Annotated in this window: 14 protein-coding genes; 11 read left to right on the forward strand and 3 right to left on the reverse strand. The window is 66.4% G+C overall.

Translation table 11 applies throughout. The features are described 5' to 3' along the window. Nucleotide 1: 1 nt before the first annotated feature. Nucleotides 2–955: a GlxA family transcriptional regulator gene (locus QMG83_RS15015; protein WP_283506214.1), complete on the reverse strand. Its 954-nt coding sequence runs from the start codon at nucleotides 953–955 to the stop codon at nucleotides 2–4. A gap of 81 nt (nucleotides 956–1,036) precedes the next feature. Between QMG83_RS15015 and QMG83_RS15020 the strand changes: the two genes are divergently transcribed. The 5 genes from QMG83_RS15020 (at nucleotide 1,037) to QMG83_RS15040 (ending at nucleotide 7,041) form a co-directional block, all read left to right on the forward strand. Continuing rightward, nucleotides 1,037–1,162, forward strand: a complete 126-nt coding sequence (locus QMG83_RS15020; RefSeq protein ID WP_283506215.1) for a hypothetical protein — start codon at nucleotides 1,037–1,039, stop codon at nucleotides 1,160–1,162. A gap of 9 nt (nucleotides 1,163–1,171) precedes the next feature. Next, nucleotides 1,172–2,152: a UDP-glucose 4-epimerase GalE gene (galE, locus tag QMG83_RS15025; RefSeq protein ID WP_283506216.1), complete on the forward strand. Its 981-nt coding sequence runs from the start codon at nucleotides 1,172–1,174 to the stop codon at nucleotides 2,150–2,152. Nucleotides 2,153–2,254: 102 nt separating this feature from the next. Next, complete coding sequence (locus tag QMG83_RS15030; RefSeq protein WP_283506217.1) at nucleotides 2,255–2,575, forward strand: WhiB family transcriptional regulator; 321 nt, start codon at nucleotides 2,255–2,257, stop codon at nucleotides 2,573–2,575. 90 nt (nucleotides 2,576–2,665) lie between these two features. Beyond that, nucleotides 2,666–5,491, forward strand: a complete 2,826-nt coding sequence (locus QMG83_RS15035; RefSeq protein ID WP_283506218.1) for a glycosyltransferase family 2 protein — start codon at nucleotides 2,666–2,668, stop codon at nucleotides 5,489–5,491. Further along, nucleotides 5,488–7,041 carry a DUF5719 family protein gene (locus tag QMG83_RS15040; protein ID WP_283506219.1) on the forward strand — a complete coding sequence of 518 codons (1,554 nt, stop codon included), beginning with the start codon at nucleotides 5,488–5,490 and terminating at the stop codon, nucleotides 7,039–7,041. Before QMG83_RS15035 ends, QMG83_RS15040 begins: the two co-directional genes overlap by 4 nt. A gap of 119 nt (nucleotides 7,042–7,160) precedes the next feature. On the opposite strand, the gene QMG83_RS15045 is transcribed toward QMG83_RS15040, so the two are convergent. Continuing rightward, nucleotides 7,161–7,604: a metallopeptidase family protein gene (locus QMG83_RS15045; RefSeq protein ID WP_283506220.1), complete on the reverse strand. Its 444-nt coding sequence runs from the start codon at nucleotides 7,602–7,604 to the stop codon at nucleotides 7,161–7,163. Between the two features lie 64 nt (nucleotides 7,605–7,668). Here QMG83_RS15045 and QMG83_RS15050 point away from each other — a divergent pair, with 64 nt between their 5' ends. From QMG83_RS15050 to ahcY, 3 genes are read left to right on the forward strand one after another with little or no spacing between them, the layout of a single operon-like run. Further along, nucleotides 7,669–7,884, forward strand: coding sequence for a DUF3499 family protein (locus tag QMG83_RS15050; protein WP_283506221.1), 216 nt, complete (start codon nucleotides 7,669–7,671; stop codon nucleotides 7,882–7,884). A 38-nt stretch (nucleotides 7,885–7,922) separates the two neighbouring features. Then, nucleotides 7,923–8,741, forward strand: a complete 819-nt coding sequence (locus QMG83_RS15055; RefSeq protein ID WP_283506222.1) for an HAD-IIB family hydrolase — start codon at nucleotides 7,923–7,925, stop codon at nucleotides 8,739–8,741. A gap of 33 nt (nucleotides 8,742–8,774) precedes the next feature. Further along, complete coding sequence (ahcY, locus tag QMG83_RS15060; RefSeq protein ID WP_283506223.1) at nucleotides 8,775–10,241, forward strand: adenosylhomocysteinase; 1,467 nt, start codon at nucleotides 8,775–8,777, stop codon at nucleotides 10,239–10,241. A gap of 15 nt (nucleotides 10,242–10,256) precedes the next feature. Here ahcY and QMG83_RS15065 read toward each other — a convergent pair whose 3' ends face one another. After that, entirely contained in the window at nucleotides 10,257–11,105 is an 849-nt protein-coding gene (locus QMG83_RS15065) for an RDD family protein (protein WP_283506224.1), read from the reverse strand. A 16-nt stretch (nucleotides 11,106–11,121) separates the two neighbouring features. Here QMG83_RS15065 and QMG83_RS15070 point away from each other — a divergent pair, with 16 nt between their 5' ends. Genes QMG83_RS15070 through QMG83_RS15080 form a run of 3 tightly spaced genes read left to right on the forward strand, consistent with a single transcriptional unit; the run spans nucleotide 11,122 to nucleotide 14,055 of the window. Next, entirely contained in the window at nucleotides 11,122–12,117 is a 996-nt protein-coding gene (locus QMG83_RS15070) for a stage II sporulation protein M (protein ID WP_283506244.1), read from the forward strand. 40 nt (nucleotides 12,118–12,157) lie between these two features. Further along, nucleotides 12,158–12,607, forward strand: coding sequence for a Fur family transcriptional regulator (locus tag QMG83_RS15075; RefSeq protein ID WP_283506225.1), 450 nt, complete (start codon nucleotides 12,158–12,160; stop codon nucleotides 12,605–12,607). Then, nucleotides 12,604–14,055: a catalase gene (locus QMG83_RS15080; RefSeq protein ID WP_283506226.1), complete on the forward strand. Its 1,452-nt coding sequence runs from the start codon at nucleotides 12,604–12,606 to the stop codon at nucleotides 14,053–14,055. Before QMG83_RS15075 ends, QMG83_RS15080 begins: the two co-directional genes overlap by 4 nt. Nucleotides 14,056–14,104 lie beyond the last annotated feature (49 nt).

A 14,104-nucleotide genomic window follows, 5' to 3' on the forward strand; every position in this document is an offset into this window, starting at 1 on the left:
GTCAGCTCGCGAGACCCAAGCCAAACGTGCGCCGGTAGGCCAGCGGCGAGACCTGCAACACCTTCACGAAGTGGTGGCGCATCACCGACGCGGTGCCGAACCCTGCCGCCTGGGCGATGAGCTCGAGACTGTCGTCGGTCTGCTCGAGCAGCTGTTGAGCCCGGATGATGCGCTGCCGGTTGAGCCACGCTGCCGGCGTGGTTCCCATGTCGGCCCTGAAACGCCTGGCGAAGGTTCTGCTCGACATGAGCGCCCGTCGGGCGAGCTGGTCGACAGACAGGTTCTCTGACAGGTTCTCGAGCATCCACTCGGTGACCGAGGCGAACGAGTCTGCGCATTCGGCTTTCACCGGCGCCTCAATGTATTGAGACTGGCCGCCGTCGCGCTGCGGAGGAACAACCATGCGCCTGGCAATCACGTTGGCCGCCGCGGCACCGAGCTCCCGCCGCACGATGTGCAGGGCGGCGTCGATGCCCGCCGCCGTGCCAGCGCTCGTCACAACGTGCCGATCCTCGACGAACAGCACGTCGGGGTCGACCTCGACGCCGGGAAAGCTCTCGGCGAGCGTGTTGGCGTGCATCCAGTGGGTCGTCGCCTTACGTCCATCCAGGATGCCCGCCTGCGCCAGCGTGAACGCGCCGGTGCAGACGCTCAGCACCCACGCGCCGCGTGACTCCGCAGCGCGGATGACGTCGAGGTAGCGTTCGTCGACCTTCTCCAGGGAATGAGCGGGAACGGCAATGAGGTCGGCGTCGGCTGCTGCCTCCAGATTGGATTCGATGAACATCTCGTAGCCGAGACTGGTGCGAACGGGACCGGGATCTGCCGTGGCGATCGAGAAGGTGAATGCTGGCCCACCGGTGTCGGTGCGGTCGACACCGAACACCTCACAAATGACGCCGAACTCGAATGGCGTCACCCCGGGGAGGGCGAGGACGACAACCTTTTGCAGCATGACACTCCTTGGCAGCAAATCAACGAACATTGGTAATGCTGCCACTCGTGGCGGTAATTAGCAAGTCATAGATTTACTGCCATGATCACTTTCATCGTAATTCTCGCAATTTTGGTCCTGGTGGGGATCACCGCAACCGTGCGTGAACTCATCACCGACGGGTACCGCAGGGTCCCGACGTGCATGAACGGAGTCAACCGGCGCTAGCGTATGGATATGACATGGCTGGTAACTGGCGGGGCTGGATACATCGGATCTCACGTTGTGCGAGCTCTGACCACGGCAGGGCTTTCTGCGGTCGTCTTCGACGACCTCTCGACGGGATTCGAATCGTTCGTGCCTCCTGGCGTGCCCTTCGTGCGCGGCACCATCCTCGACGGGGAACATCTCGTTCGGGTGATGGAGCAACACAAGGTCACCGGGGTGATCCACGTCGCCGGGTACAAGTACGCCGGAGTGTCGGTCACCCGGCCACTGCACACCTACGAGCAGAACGTCACAGGCACGGCCACCCTGCTCGCCGCCATGGAGACGTGCGAGGTCGATCGCATCGTGTTCTCGTCGAGCGCCGCCGTGTACGGCACCCCCAGCACCGAACTGGTGACGGAAGAGACGGCCAAGTCGCCGCAGTCGCCCTACGGTGAATCGAAGCTGATCGGGGAGTGGCTGCTGGCAGACCAGGGCGTCGCCCGGGGGCTCAGGCACACCTCGCTGCGCTACTTCAACGTCGTCGGCTCGGCCTCCGAATCGCTGTTTGACGCCAGCCCCCACAACCTGTTCCCGCTCGTGTTTGCCGCTCTCGTCGAGGGCAGGACGCCGCGGATCAACGGGAACGACTATCCGACGCCCGACGGCACCAATGTGCGCGACTACATCCACGTCGCCGACCTGGCCGCATCGCACGCCGCCGCCGCCCGCCGCCTCGACGCGGGAGAACCGGTCGAGCCGGCATACAACCTCGGAAGTGGCTCAGGCAGCTCGGTGGGTGACATCATGCGCACGGTTGCTGAGGTCACGGGGATCCCGTTCACGCCGGACGTCGGCGCCCGTCGCCCTGGTGATCCGGCGCGGATCGTGGCAGCCGGAGACCTGGCTGCCCGAGATCTCGACTGGGAGATGCGCCACTCGCTGCGTGAGATGGTGGAGAGCCAGTGGATTGCAACACGCCGGGCTGCCCAACCCTCAGAATCTGATTGAAGGATTTATCATCCTCGACTTGACGTGGGCCTAACTACAGCGGTGTAATTATCCCTAACGCATTCGGTGGACCGGGTCGAGTGCGGAGGGGAGAAATAGAGCATGACGGAGAACGGATATCGCGCAGGTGTTCCTGACGACTGGTTCATCGACCCCGTCAAACTCGGAGTCCCCGGGGTTCGCAAGGCGGTCGTCGACGACGATAACCAGCTAGCGTGGCAAACCGACTCGCTGTGTGCGCAGACCGATCCTGAAGCTTTCTTCCCCGAAAAGGGCGGGTCAACCCGCGACGCGAAGAAGATCTGCACCTCGTGCGAAGTGCGAAACCAGTGCCTCGAATACGCTCTCGAGAACGACGAGCGGTTCGGCATCTGGGGTGGACTTTCCGAGCGTGAACGTCGCAAGCTGCGCAAGCGGGCGTAGTCGGCTTCGCTGACAGCCACCGCACAGACTCGCGGCTTTGCAGCGAGTCTCGTGGCTCTGACCGGCGCTCACACCTAGTCTCGACACGTTATGCAACCGAGAGTCATTGCGGTGCTGGTGGCTCTCAACGGCGCCAGGTACCTTCCGAGAACGCTTGCCGCGCTCGCGGCGCAAACCCGGCGACCCGACGCGACGATCTACGTCGACGCCGGTTCAACAGACACCTCAGCCGCGCTGATGGCAGAAGTCGGATCTGGCCACGTCGAGACCACGCCGGGACGACGATCGTTCGGTGGGGCCGTCGCGCACGCGATGCTGGTGTCGCCGCCGGCTGATTCCGACAACGAATGGATGTGGCTGCTCGGCCACGACAACGCCCCGGAGCCCACGGCCCTGGCCGCGCTCCTCGGCGCCGTCGAAGTCGCGCCGTCTGTGGCTATTGCCGGCCCTAAACTCATGCGTCTCGATGAGCCAGACGTCATCGCCAGCTTCGGTGAAACTCTCACCGCCTACGGTCGTTCGGTGTCGCTGGTCGACGGAGAGCTCGACCAGGCGCAGCACGACATCCAGTCTGATCACCTCGGTGTCGCGGCCGGCGGCATGCTCGTTCGGCGCACAGTGTTTGCCGCGCTCGGCGGATTCGATCGAGCGCTTCCCAGCGCCGACGCTGCCCTCGACTTCGCGGTGCGCGCCAGGCTCGCCGGTCATCGTGTCGTCGGTGTGCCGACAGCGCGGGTCACCAGCGCAGGGCCACCAGAGCTCTTCGGTAAGCGATCGCTTTCGGTGGGCGCGCAGAACCACATCCGTCGCTTTGCCCAGCTCCACCGCCGACTGGCGTGGGCACCGGCAGCGGCAGTGCCCGTGCACTGGCTGGCACTCCTGCCGCTTGCGGTGCTGCGATCGCTGGGGCATCTCATCGCGAAGCGACCAGGCGCGGTCGGTGGCGAGCTCGCGGCTGCCCTTCGTGCGTCCTTCGACGGAAGTATCCCGGCAGCGAGGTCGAACATCCGCCGCAACCGCACCATGGGCTGGGCGGCCGTCGACGCGCTTCGGCTGTCGTGGTCGGATGTGCGTGAGCGCCGTTCCAGCGAACGCTCAGCCGCCGCGGCGCGGTACACGACCATTCGCGAAAGGCCGGGATTCTTCGTCAGCGGCGGACCGTGGGTGATGCTGCTAGCGGCGCTCGCTGGTGTCATCGCGTTCGGCCGGTTCGTGGACGCCCAGGCTCTGGCCGGCGGCGGACTCCTGCCGCTCAGCACCTCCGTCGGCGAGCTGTGGTCGCACGTCGGCTACGGCTGGCACGACATCGCCTCGGGATTCATCGGAGCCGCGGATCCCTTCGCCACCGTGCTCGCGTTGCTCGGGTCGCTGACCTTCTGGGCGCCATCTCTCAGCATCGTGTTGCTCTATCTCGCAGCCCTTCCACTGGCGGCCCTCACCGCCTGGTTCTGCGCCGCCAGAATCTCCGAGCGCATCTGGCCGCCCGCCATCGCCGCCATCGCGTGGGCCGTCGCGCCGCCGTTCCTGGCCTCCCTCAGCGGCGGCCACCTCGGGGCCGTCATCGCGCACATTCTGCTGCCGACCCTCGTGCTCGCCGTCGTCAACGCGGCGCGCAACTGGTCGATGGCAGCGCTCGCGGCCCTGCTGTTCGCGGCCGTCGTTGCCTCGGCGCCCATCCTCGCCCCTGCGCTCGTGCTCGGGCTGGTGGCCTGGATCGTTGCACATCCGCGCGGGGTGCTCCGGATCATTGGCATCCCGATTCCCGCCGCCGCCCTGTTCGCCCCTTTGGTGGTCGAGCAGCTTGCCCGGGGCAACTGGCTCGCCCTTTTTGCCGAACCAGGGATCCCGGTTCTGGGCGCTGTGCCGACGGCCCTGCATCTCGCGCTCGGCGAATCGGCGACGGGGCTTCTCGGCTGGGAAGCATTCCTCGCGCCGCTCGGCCTTCCGGGCGGCATAGCACCCATTGTGGTCGTGGCGCTGCTCGTTCCCCTGGGAATTCTGGCGGTGCTGTCGCTCTTCCTTCCCGGCACCCGCCGCTCGGTGCCAGCGATGGCGATGGCCCTGCTGGGCTTCGCCACCGCGGTGGTCGCTTCACAGCTCATGGTGACGATGGTGGGTTCGCAGACCACACCGATCTGGGCCGCGCCGGCCCTCAGCCTCTACTGGCTCGGCCTCACCGGTGCGATGGTCGTCACGCTCGACGTGATCAGGAGAGCGGCGACGGCGCCAGCGTTGATCGCCGCGGTCACGCTCGTCACGCTCGCGGTGCCCGCGCTCACCGTCGCGGCCACCGACGCCATGGATGTGACCGCGAGCAACGGACGGCTGCTGCCGGCGTTTGCCTCCGCCGAAGCCGCCAACCGCGCGGAACTCGGAACGCTGCAGATCACCGCGCAGCCGGGCGGCGGCGTCGCGACCACCCTGCACCGCGGCCTCGGCACGACCCTCGACGAGCAGAGCACACTCGCCTCCACTGACAATTCACTCAGCGAGACGGATGACCGGCTCGCCACCCTCGCCGGCAACCTGGCGTCGCGCAGCGGGTTCGACATCGCGGGTGAGCTCGACAGCCTGCAGATCGCCTTCGTGCTGGTGCCGAACGTCACCGACGACAGCGCGGCCAGCACCAGGCAGCGGGTGGCGGATGCCCTCGACGGCAACCGGCTGCTGACCCCGATCGGGTCGACCGCGAACGGTTTCCTCTGGAACTATGGCGATCTCGCTGAGGGGGAGGCTCCCACGGGGCCCGGCCCCCTCGGCACCCAGCTCGGCGTGTGGATCATCATCGGCCAGGCCGTTGTGTTCGGGCTGACACTGCTACTCGCCATCCCCACCACCCGCCGCAGACGAGTTCGGGCCGCACGCGCGGACGCCGTGACCTCCGATTTGGACATCACCGAGGAGGTTTCAGCGTGAGCGACGAATCGACAATGCCCGAAGAGCCCACCGGCGACGAGTTCGCCAAAGACGAGCTGTTCCCCGAGCAGGAAGAACTCGAAACCTCGAAGCGGCGCCCCGTGACGGCGCGCGGAATCGCGATCGTCGGCGGGCGTGCAGCAGTCGGTCTCGTGGGCATCGGCGTCGCAGCACTCACCATCGCGGCATCCACCTTTCTGCCCTTGCCGACCGTGCAGTCGACGGCACCCAGCACCCTCATCACCCCCGTGCCGACGGCGCAACAGCTCGTGTGCCCCGGCGGCATCCTGAGGCTGGCCAGTGACAGCGGTCAGGATGCGACGTTGGCGTCGGGTCTCGGCCCCGCCGCGGTGCGCTCCGGCAGCAGCTCGGGCTCCGTCGAATCGGTGGATGCAGCGAATTCGGATGCAGGCACCGGCGGAACGTCGTCGGCGCCGACCATCATCAGCACCCCGCCGGACGCTGCCGACCCGGCCCAGAGGGTGCTGCTCAGCGGCGCACAGTCACAGCAGGTCGCCAGCGGTGACTATGTGGGTCTCGCGGCAGCCGACTGCGGCATCGCGCTCGGCGACAGCTGGCTGGCCGGTGGGGCGACCACCGTGGGACGCACCACGCTGATCACCCTGACCAACCCCACCGAGGTCTCGGCGACGGTGAACCTGCAGTTGTTCGGCGAGGGCGGCGCGATCGCAGCCCCCGGCACGAGCGGGATCATCGTGCCGGCGAGTGGCCAGCGTGTGCTGTCGCTTGCCGGGTTTGCACCGGGGCTCGTGTCGCCGGTGGTGCAGGTCACGAGTGCGGGCGGCCAGGTGCACGCCACGATGCAGCAGTCGATCCTGCGCGGGCTTGACCCCGGCGGGGTCGACATCGTCGAGTCGTCGGCACCGCCGTCGGCCGTCAGCATCATTCCCGGCGTGGTCGTGACCGACCAGGACGCCGTGCAGTTGTTCAGCAGCACCGGCAGCGCCAGCGAGGTGCTCGACGATTCCACCGTGGTGCTGCGTCTCTTCGCACCCGGAGATGGGGTCGTGCCGGTGACCGTGAGCGTGATTCCCGAAAGCGGAACGGGCTCGGGCGATTCCTTCTCGTACGATCTGGACGGCGGTCGGGTGGCCGACATCCCGTTCCATGAGCTTGAGGCAGGCTCATACACGGTCGTCGTGGAGTCGACGCGTCCCACCATCGCCTCGGTGCGCGCCAGCTCTGTGGTGGGCGAGTCCACCGACTTCGCGTGGTTCACCTCGGCCCAAAAACTCTCGTCGTCGGCCCAGTTCACGGCGGCACTCGGCCCGGCGCCGGTGCTGCACGTCTACAACCCCACAGGTGTCGAGGCCACGGTTGCGGTGACGCCTCTCGGAGCCGAGGCGACGACGGTTGTCGTGCCGGCCGGAGCGTCCGCGGTGCTGCCCGTTCAGGGCGGGGAGAGCTACGGGCTCAGCGGATTCGACGCGCTGTACGCTGCGGTCAGCAGCTCGGGAGACGGAATGCTTGCCCGCTACACGGTGCACCCGCCCGGGGTGGGCTCGAGCCCGATCACGGTCTACCCGTAGGGCTGCTGCTCGCGGATGGCGCCCGCCGAAAAGCGGATGTCAGTTCAGAGTGATGTCAGTCTGAACTGACATCGCATAAACGGCGGCAGCCGCGGCGGCCGGCCGGTGCCCGACGGCGGCTACAGGTGACGGAAGCGGTCAGGCGCCAGATCCCACGGATCCTTGCCCAGCAATTCGGCGACCGCCCGAAACACGCAGCTCTCCACCATCATTCGCTTGTGCATGTCGTCGTAGCGATGCAGGCGCGACAGTCTCTCGATGGGCAACCGGTAGAGGATGACGCGGCGCTGCTTCAACAGCACACGCCACCGGTCAACGGCAGGGCTCGCCCCGAGCTCAGACGGCATCCCGGCCACCTCGAAGATGACATCGTCAAGCTCGTCGGGCCACAGGTCTTTCAGGTACTCCGCCGTCGAGGCGACGGTCATGTCGAACATGTCGACCCGGCTGCGTAGAAGAGGGAGGTTTGGCCCCGTGACAGCGGCGCGGATGCCACGACCGTGGCGGTCGCGCCAGCCTGGCCGGGCAGACCCTGACTGCGATTTCTTCGTCGGACCGGTCACGTCGCCAATTCTAACGGCGTGGCTCGCCCGCGCTGTCTGGGGTCGGACGTAGCCTTGGTGGGAAATGAATGGTCGCCCGTGCAGCAAGGTCGCCTGTAGCCACGAGGCCACAGCCACCCTCACCTACGATTACGCGGATTCCATGGCCGTTCTCGGCCCGCTGAGCTACGCGTCGGAGCCGCACAGCTACGACCTTTGCGATCGCCACGCCGATCGCATGTCCGTGCCGCAGGGATGGCAGGTCGTGCGCCACGTGGTGATGGGCAGCGAACTGCTCTAAAGCAGCTCTCCGACCCCCGGCTGGTACTCTCGGTCAACGTGAGTACCACTGCAAACATCCGCGCCGTCGTGTTCGATCTGGACGACACCCTCGCGCCATCCAAATCGACCATGGATCCCGCGATGAGCGCCGCTCTTGCGAAGCTGCTCGACCGCGTGCCGGTCAGCATCATCTCCGGCGGTCGATTCGAGCAATTCGAGTCGCAGGCCCTCAACGGTTTCCAGGCCAGCGACGACGCACTGTCACGCCTGCACCTCATGCCCACCTGCGGCACCCGCTACTACCTGTGGCAGAACAGCTCATGGACGCTGCAGTACGCGGAAGACCTCACGGACGACGAGAAGGCGCGCGCCATCAGCACCCTCGAGGAGGGCGCTCGTGAGCTGGGGCTGTGGCATCCCGGCGCCTGGGGCGATCTCATCGAAGACCGCGGCAGCCAGATCACCTTCTCGGCGCTCGGCCAGCAGGCCCCCGTTGCCGAGAAGCACGCGTGGGATCCTGACGGCGAAAAAAAGCGCGCACTCTGGGCCTACGTCGCGCCCCGACTGCCCGACCTGGAGGTGCGCGGCGGCGGCTCGACCTCGATCGACATCACCCGCAAGGGCATCGATAAGGCCTACGGCATCAGCAAGCTTGTCGAGAAGCTCGGACTGAACCTCGACGAGCTGCTCTTCATCGGCGACCGCCTCGACCCGACCGGTAACGACTACCCCGTTTACGCGATGGGGGTAGCCTCGGTCGCCATCCATGACTGGCACGGCACGCTGGCCGCCGTCGAAGCGCTGAACGACTGGCTCGACGCGCCGGATGCCGCCTTCCCCCTCACCACGATGGAACCCCTGCAGCGCAACCCGTAAGCGCAGGTTGCGCGGGCCTGCGAGAATAAGGGCATGACTTCCGCGACATCCACTGCCCTCTCGTTCAAGGTCGCCGACCTGGCGCTCGCCGAGGCGGGCCGCCACCAGATTCGCCTCGCCGAGCACGAGATGCCGGGGCTGATGGCCCTGCGCGAGGAGTTCGGCGCGTCGAAGCCGCTGACGGGCGCGCGCATCGCCGGTTCGCTGCACATGACGACGCAGACCGCCGTGCTGATCGAGACGCTCGTCGCCCTCGGGGCTCAGGTGCGCTGGGCGTCGTGCAACATCTTCTCGACGGAGGACGGCGCGGCCGCCGCGGTCGTCGTGGGCCCCACCGGCACCCCGGATGCCCCCGCGGGTGTTCCCGTATTCGCCTGGAAGGGCGAGACCCTCGAAGAGTACTGGTGGTGCACCGAGCAGATCTTCGACTGGAGCGCGGAGGGTGCTGTCGGCCCGAACATGATCCTCGACGACGGCGGCGACGCCACCCTGCTGGTGCACAAGGGCCGTGAATTTGAGCTCGTGAAGGCGGTTCCCGCCACGCCCGCCGACGCCTCGCACGAGTACAGCGTCATCCTCGACGTGCTGCGCCGTTCGCTGGCAGCAAGTGCCGACCGCTGGACGAACATTGCCGCCGAAATCCAGGGCGTCACCGAAGAGACCACGACCGGCGTGCACCGACTGTACGAGTTCGCGAAGAACGGCGACCTGTTGTTCCCCGCGATCAACGTCAACGACTCGGTGACCAAGAGCAAGTTCGACAACAAGTACGGAATCCGCCACTCGCTTCCCGATGGCATCAACCGCGCCACCGATGTGCTCATCGGCGGCAAGGTCGTCTTCGTCGCCGGCTATGGCGACGTGGGCAAGGGCGCGGCCGAAGCCATGCGTGGACAGGGCGCCAGGGTGATCGTCTCAGAAATCGACCCCATCAACGCGCTGCAGGCGGCCATGGACGGCTTCCAGGTCACCACGATCGAGAAGGCGCTCGCCGAGGTCGACATCTTCGTCACGGGCACGGGCAACGAGAACGTCATCACCGTCGAGCACCTGCTGGGCATGAAGCATCTCGCGATCGTCGCCAACGTCGGCCACTTCGACAACGAGATCGACATCGCCGGGCTCGAGAGCCTCGCCGGCGCCGAGCGCGTTGAGATCAAGGCGCAGGTGCACGAGTGGCGCCTGCCATCGGGTCGAAGCGTCCTCGTGCTGTCAGAGGGCCGACTGATGAACCTCGGAAACGCAACCGGCCACCCCTCGTTCGTGATGAGTAACTCGTTCACCAACCAGGTGCTCGCGCAGCTGGAGCTGTGGGTCAACAACAGCGACGGCAAGTACGAAAACCAGGTCTACGTGCTTCCCAAGCACCTCGACGAGAAGGTCGCGCGACTGCACCTCGACGCCCTCGGGGTTGTCCTCACGACGCTGACACCGACCCAGGCGGCGTACATCGGTGTTCCGGTCGAAGGTCCATACAAGGTCGACCACTACCGCTACTAGGCCGAAACTGCCGCGCTAGCCGCGGTCGGGGAACCCGCGCGGCATGCCGCCGAGCACGGGGGCCAGTCGTTCCAGGCCGGCGCGCTCGAGGTCGAGGGCGGCGGACTCCCTGTCGCGCCGCACCGAGACGACGGCAGCGAGAAACAACTCGGCATTGCCTGCCGGGACCGGCGACACGAAGACGCTCACCTCGTCGGCGAGCTCGCGGCTGAGACGCTCCCGCGTCTCGGGGGTCAGGGAGGCGGCCTGCGCCAGGAAGGCCGCGACCCGGCGTGCGAGCGCATCGGGCAGAGTCGCGACATCCGCAGTCCTGGCCCACTCGGCAAGCGCGGTCGGCACACCATAGACGGGCGTGACCAGCTTCGAGACGCGCTCGTTCTGACTGTAGGTTCCGGCGACGAGGTCGCCGAGGCGCTTGGCCCGACCATTCAGCAGGGCGATGATCGCGGCCATTCCGCCGAACGTCATAAAGATTTCGAAAATGCCCGTCAGGGCCCGGATGAAAGCGTGCCTGAAGCCGATCGAGCCGCCATCGTCGCGCACGATCCGTGAGCCGACGGCCAGCTTGCCGAGAGACTTGCCCTGGCTGAGGGTCTCGACGGCGGTGGGAATCACCACGAGGCACAGCACGAGAGCCACGACGCTGATGGCCGTGATGAGCGCCTGGTCGAGGCCGAGCTGGTCGGCCAGCGTGATCATCACGATGACGATGGCAATATAACTGCCGAAATAGACGATGAAATCGATGATCGTTCCGGCGGCTCGAAGCACGAAACTGGATGGCCGAAGATCGAGAGCGACGGCCTCGCCCGTCACGAGCTCCTGAAGATCTTCGTCGTGCTCGACTGAGTCTTCTCTGGCCATGCCATCATTTAAGCAGATGGACCTCGATGCATACACAGCCGCCCACCGCGAAGAGTGGGATCGCCTTGCCGAGCTCGGCTCACGGCGGCGATTCAGTGGCGCCGAATCCGATGAACTGATCGACCGGTACCAGTCCGGGGCGACGCAACTCTCGGCGATCAAGACCACCTCGGGCCAGTCGGTGCAGGGCGACAGGCTGTCGCTGTGGCTGAGCCGGGCGCGGCTGCGGTTTACCGGAGCATCCACCAACGTGCTCAGCCAGATTCCGCGATTCTTCGCCGCCCAACTGCCGGCGGCCCTGTTCCGCATTCGATGGCTGTGCCTGGCGGTGGCCGCGGCATCCGTCGTCATCGCGTTTCTCTATGCGTGGTGGGCAACCGCAAATCCCGCGGTGCTCGCCACCCTCGGCTCGACCGACGCGCTCGAGAAATACGCGAAAGAAGATTTCGTTAACTACTACTCCGAGAACTCCGGAACCTCGTTCACGAGTTTCGTGTGGACGAACAACGCGTGGCTTGCCGCCCAGTGCATCGCGTTCGGGATCGTCGGCGTCTACGCGCCGTACCTTCTGTTCACGAACGCGCAGAGCCTCGGGATGACCGCGGCCATCATGAATGAGTTCGACCGCCTCGACGTGTTCTTCCTGTACATCGCCCCGCACGGGCAGCTCGAGCTGTACTCGATCTTCGTGGCGGGGGCGACGGGGATGCGCATCTTCTGGGCGTGGATCGCGCCCGGCGCCCGCACCCGCGCGCAGTCGCTCTCGCAGGAGGGTCGCGCCATGTTCACCATCGTCATCGGGCTGATCCTCGCGTTGCTCGTGTCTGGCCTGATTGAAGGACTCATCACGCGGCAGGACTGGCCGTGGCCGATCAAAATCGGCATCGGCACTGTCGCCCTCGGCGCCTTCCTCTTCTACCAGTGGGTCGTCGGGCGCAGGGCCGCCCGCGCGGGCGAGACCGGCGATCTCGAGGAGTTCGAGGCTGGAGCCACGCAGCTCGTCGCAGGCTAGCCTTGTTTTGATTCGTTCACGATAAGCGTAGGGTGTAGGCATGCCCTCCACCGCCGAAGCCGTCCTGCGCAACGCGGGACTGCGCATCACGGACGGCCGTCTGCGGGTGCTCAGCGCGCTCACCAGGATGCCGCACTCCTCGGCTCTGGCGCTGCACGCCGAGCTGGGGCAGGATGCCACGTCGGTGCAGTCAGTGCACAACGCCCTCGCCGCGCTCACCGAGGCGGGACTGCTGCGGCGCATCGAGCCCGCAGGCTCCGCGGCCCTGTATGAGCTCAACGAGAACGACAACCACCACCACCTGGTGTGCAACACCTGCCGCCGCGTGGTCGACGTGGAGTGCGTCACCGGCCACGCTCCCTGCCTGTCCCCATCGGACAGCGCCGGCTTCCAGATCTCGACGGCGGAGGTGACGTTCTGGGGAATGTGCCAGGACTGCGCCGCCCTCGACCCCATCCATTCTTCGACAATCAACGAGAAGGAACTATGACTGACAATTTCACCACCAGCCAGAGCGGTGCGCCGCTGACCAGTGACGAGCATTCGCTCACCGCCGGGCCAGACGGCAGCACAGTCCTGCACGACAGGTTCCTCGTCGAGAAGCTCGCCGCGTTCAACCGCGAGCGGGTGCCGGAGCGCAACCCCCACGCCAAGGGCGGTGGAGCCTTCGGCGAGTTCGAGGTCACCGAGGACGTCTCGCAATACACCCGTGCCGCCGTCTTCCAGCCGGGCGCGAAGAGCGAGATGTTGTTGCGCTTTTCATCCGTCGCCGGAGAGCAGGGCTCGCCCGACACCTGGCGCGACGTGCGTGGCTACGCGCTGCGGTTCTACACGACCGAGGGCAACTACGACATCGTCGGGAACAACACCCCGATCTTCTTCATCCGTGACGCCATGAAGTTCCCGGACTTCATCCACTCGCAGAAGCGCCTCGGCGGTTCGGGACTGCGTGACGCCGACATGCAGTGGGACTTCTGGACCCTGTCACCGGAGTCAGCCCACCAGGTGACCTACCTGATGGGGGACCGCGGGCTGTCGAAGTCGTGGCGCCACCTCAACGGCTACGGCTCGCACACCTACCAGTGGATCAACGCCGCCGGTGAGCGCCACTGGGTGCAGTACCACTTCAAGTCGCGCCAGGGAGTGGAGCGCATGAGCGCGGAGGAGGGCGAGAAGCTCGCCGGATCTGACGCCGACTACTACCGCCGCGACCTGCACAACGCGATCGAGACCGGAGACTTCCCGACCTGGGATGTCTTCGTGCAGATCATGCCGTACGAGGATGCGAAGACCTACCGCTTCAACCCCTTCGACATCACCAAGACGTGGTCGCACGCCGACTACCCGCTGGTGAAGGTCGGCCATTACACGCTGAACCGCAACCCGCAGAACTTCTTCGCAGAGATCGAGCAGGCGGCGTTCTCGCCCGCGAACCTCGTTCCCGGCATCGACATCAGCCCAGACAAGATGCTGATGGCGCGCGTGCACTCCTACCCGGATGCCCAGCGCCACCGCATCGGAACGAACTACAACGAGCTTCCGGTCAACAAGCCGCACGCGGCATCCGTCTCGAACTACCAGCACGAGGGCAACATGCGGTACGAGTTCAGTGACGCGACCACGCGCACGTACACCCCGAACTCCTACGGCGGACCAGCCGCAGACCCGACCCGCTCGGGCGAGGGCAGCTGGGAGTCTGACGGAACCCTCACCCGAGCCGCGGCAACGCTGCACTCGGAAGACGACGACTTCGGGCAGGCCGGCACGCTCTACCGCGACGTCTTCGACGCGGACTCCAAGGCGCGCCTGCTGGTGACGCTCACGGGACAGGGCGGCGGCATCACTGTTCCCGCGATCCGCGAGCGCTTCTTCCAGTACTGGTCGAACGTGGATGCCACGCTCGGCGCTTCGCTGCGCACGACCGTCGGGTCGCTCTAGCCCACCCAGTCACGGCCGGCCCCTCGGGGTCGGCCGTTTCGCGGTTAAG

The organism is Salinibacterium sp. G-O1, assembly GCF_030063305.1.
Lineage (GTDB): Bacteria > Actinomycetota > Actinomycetes > Actinomycetales > Microbacteriaceae > Rhodoglobus.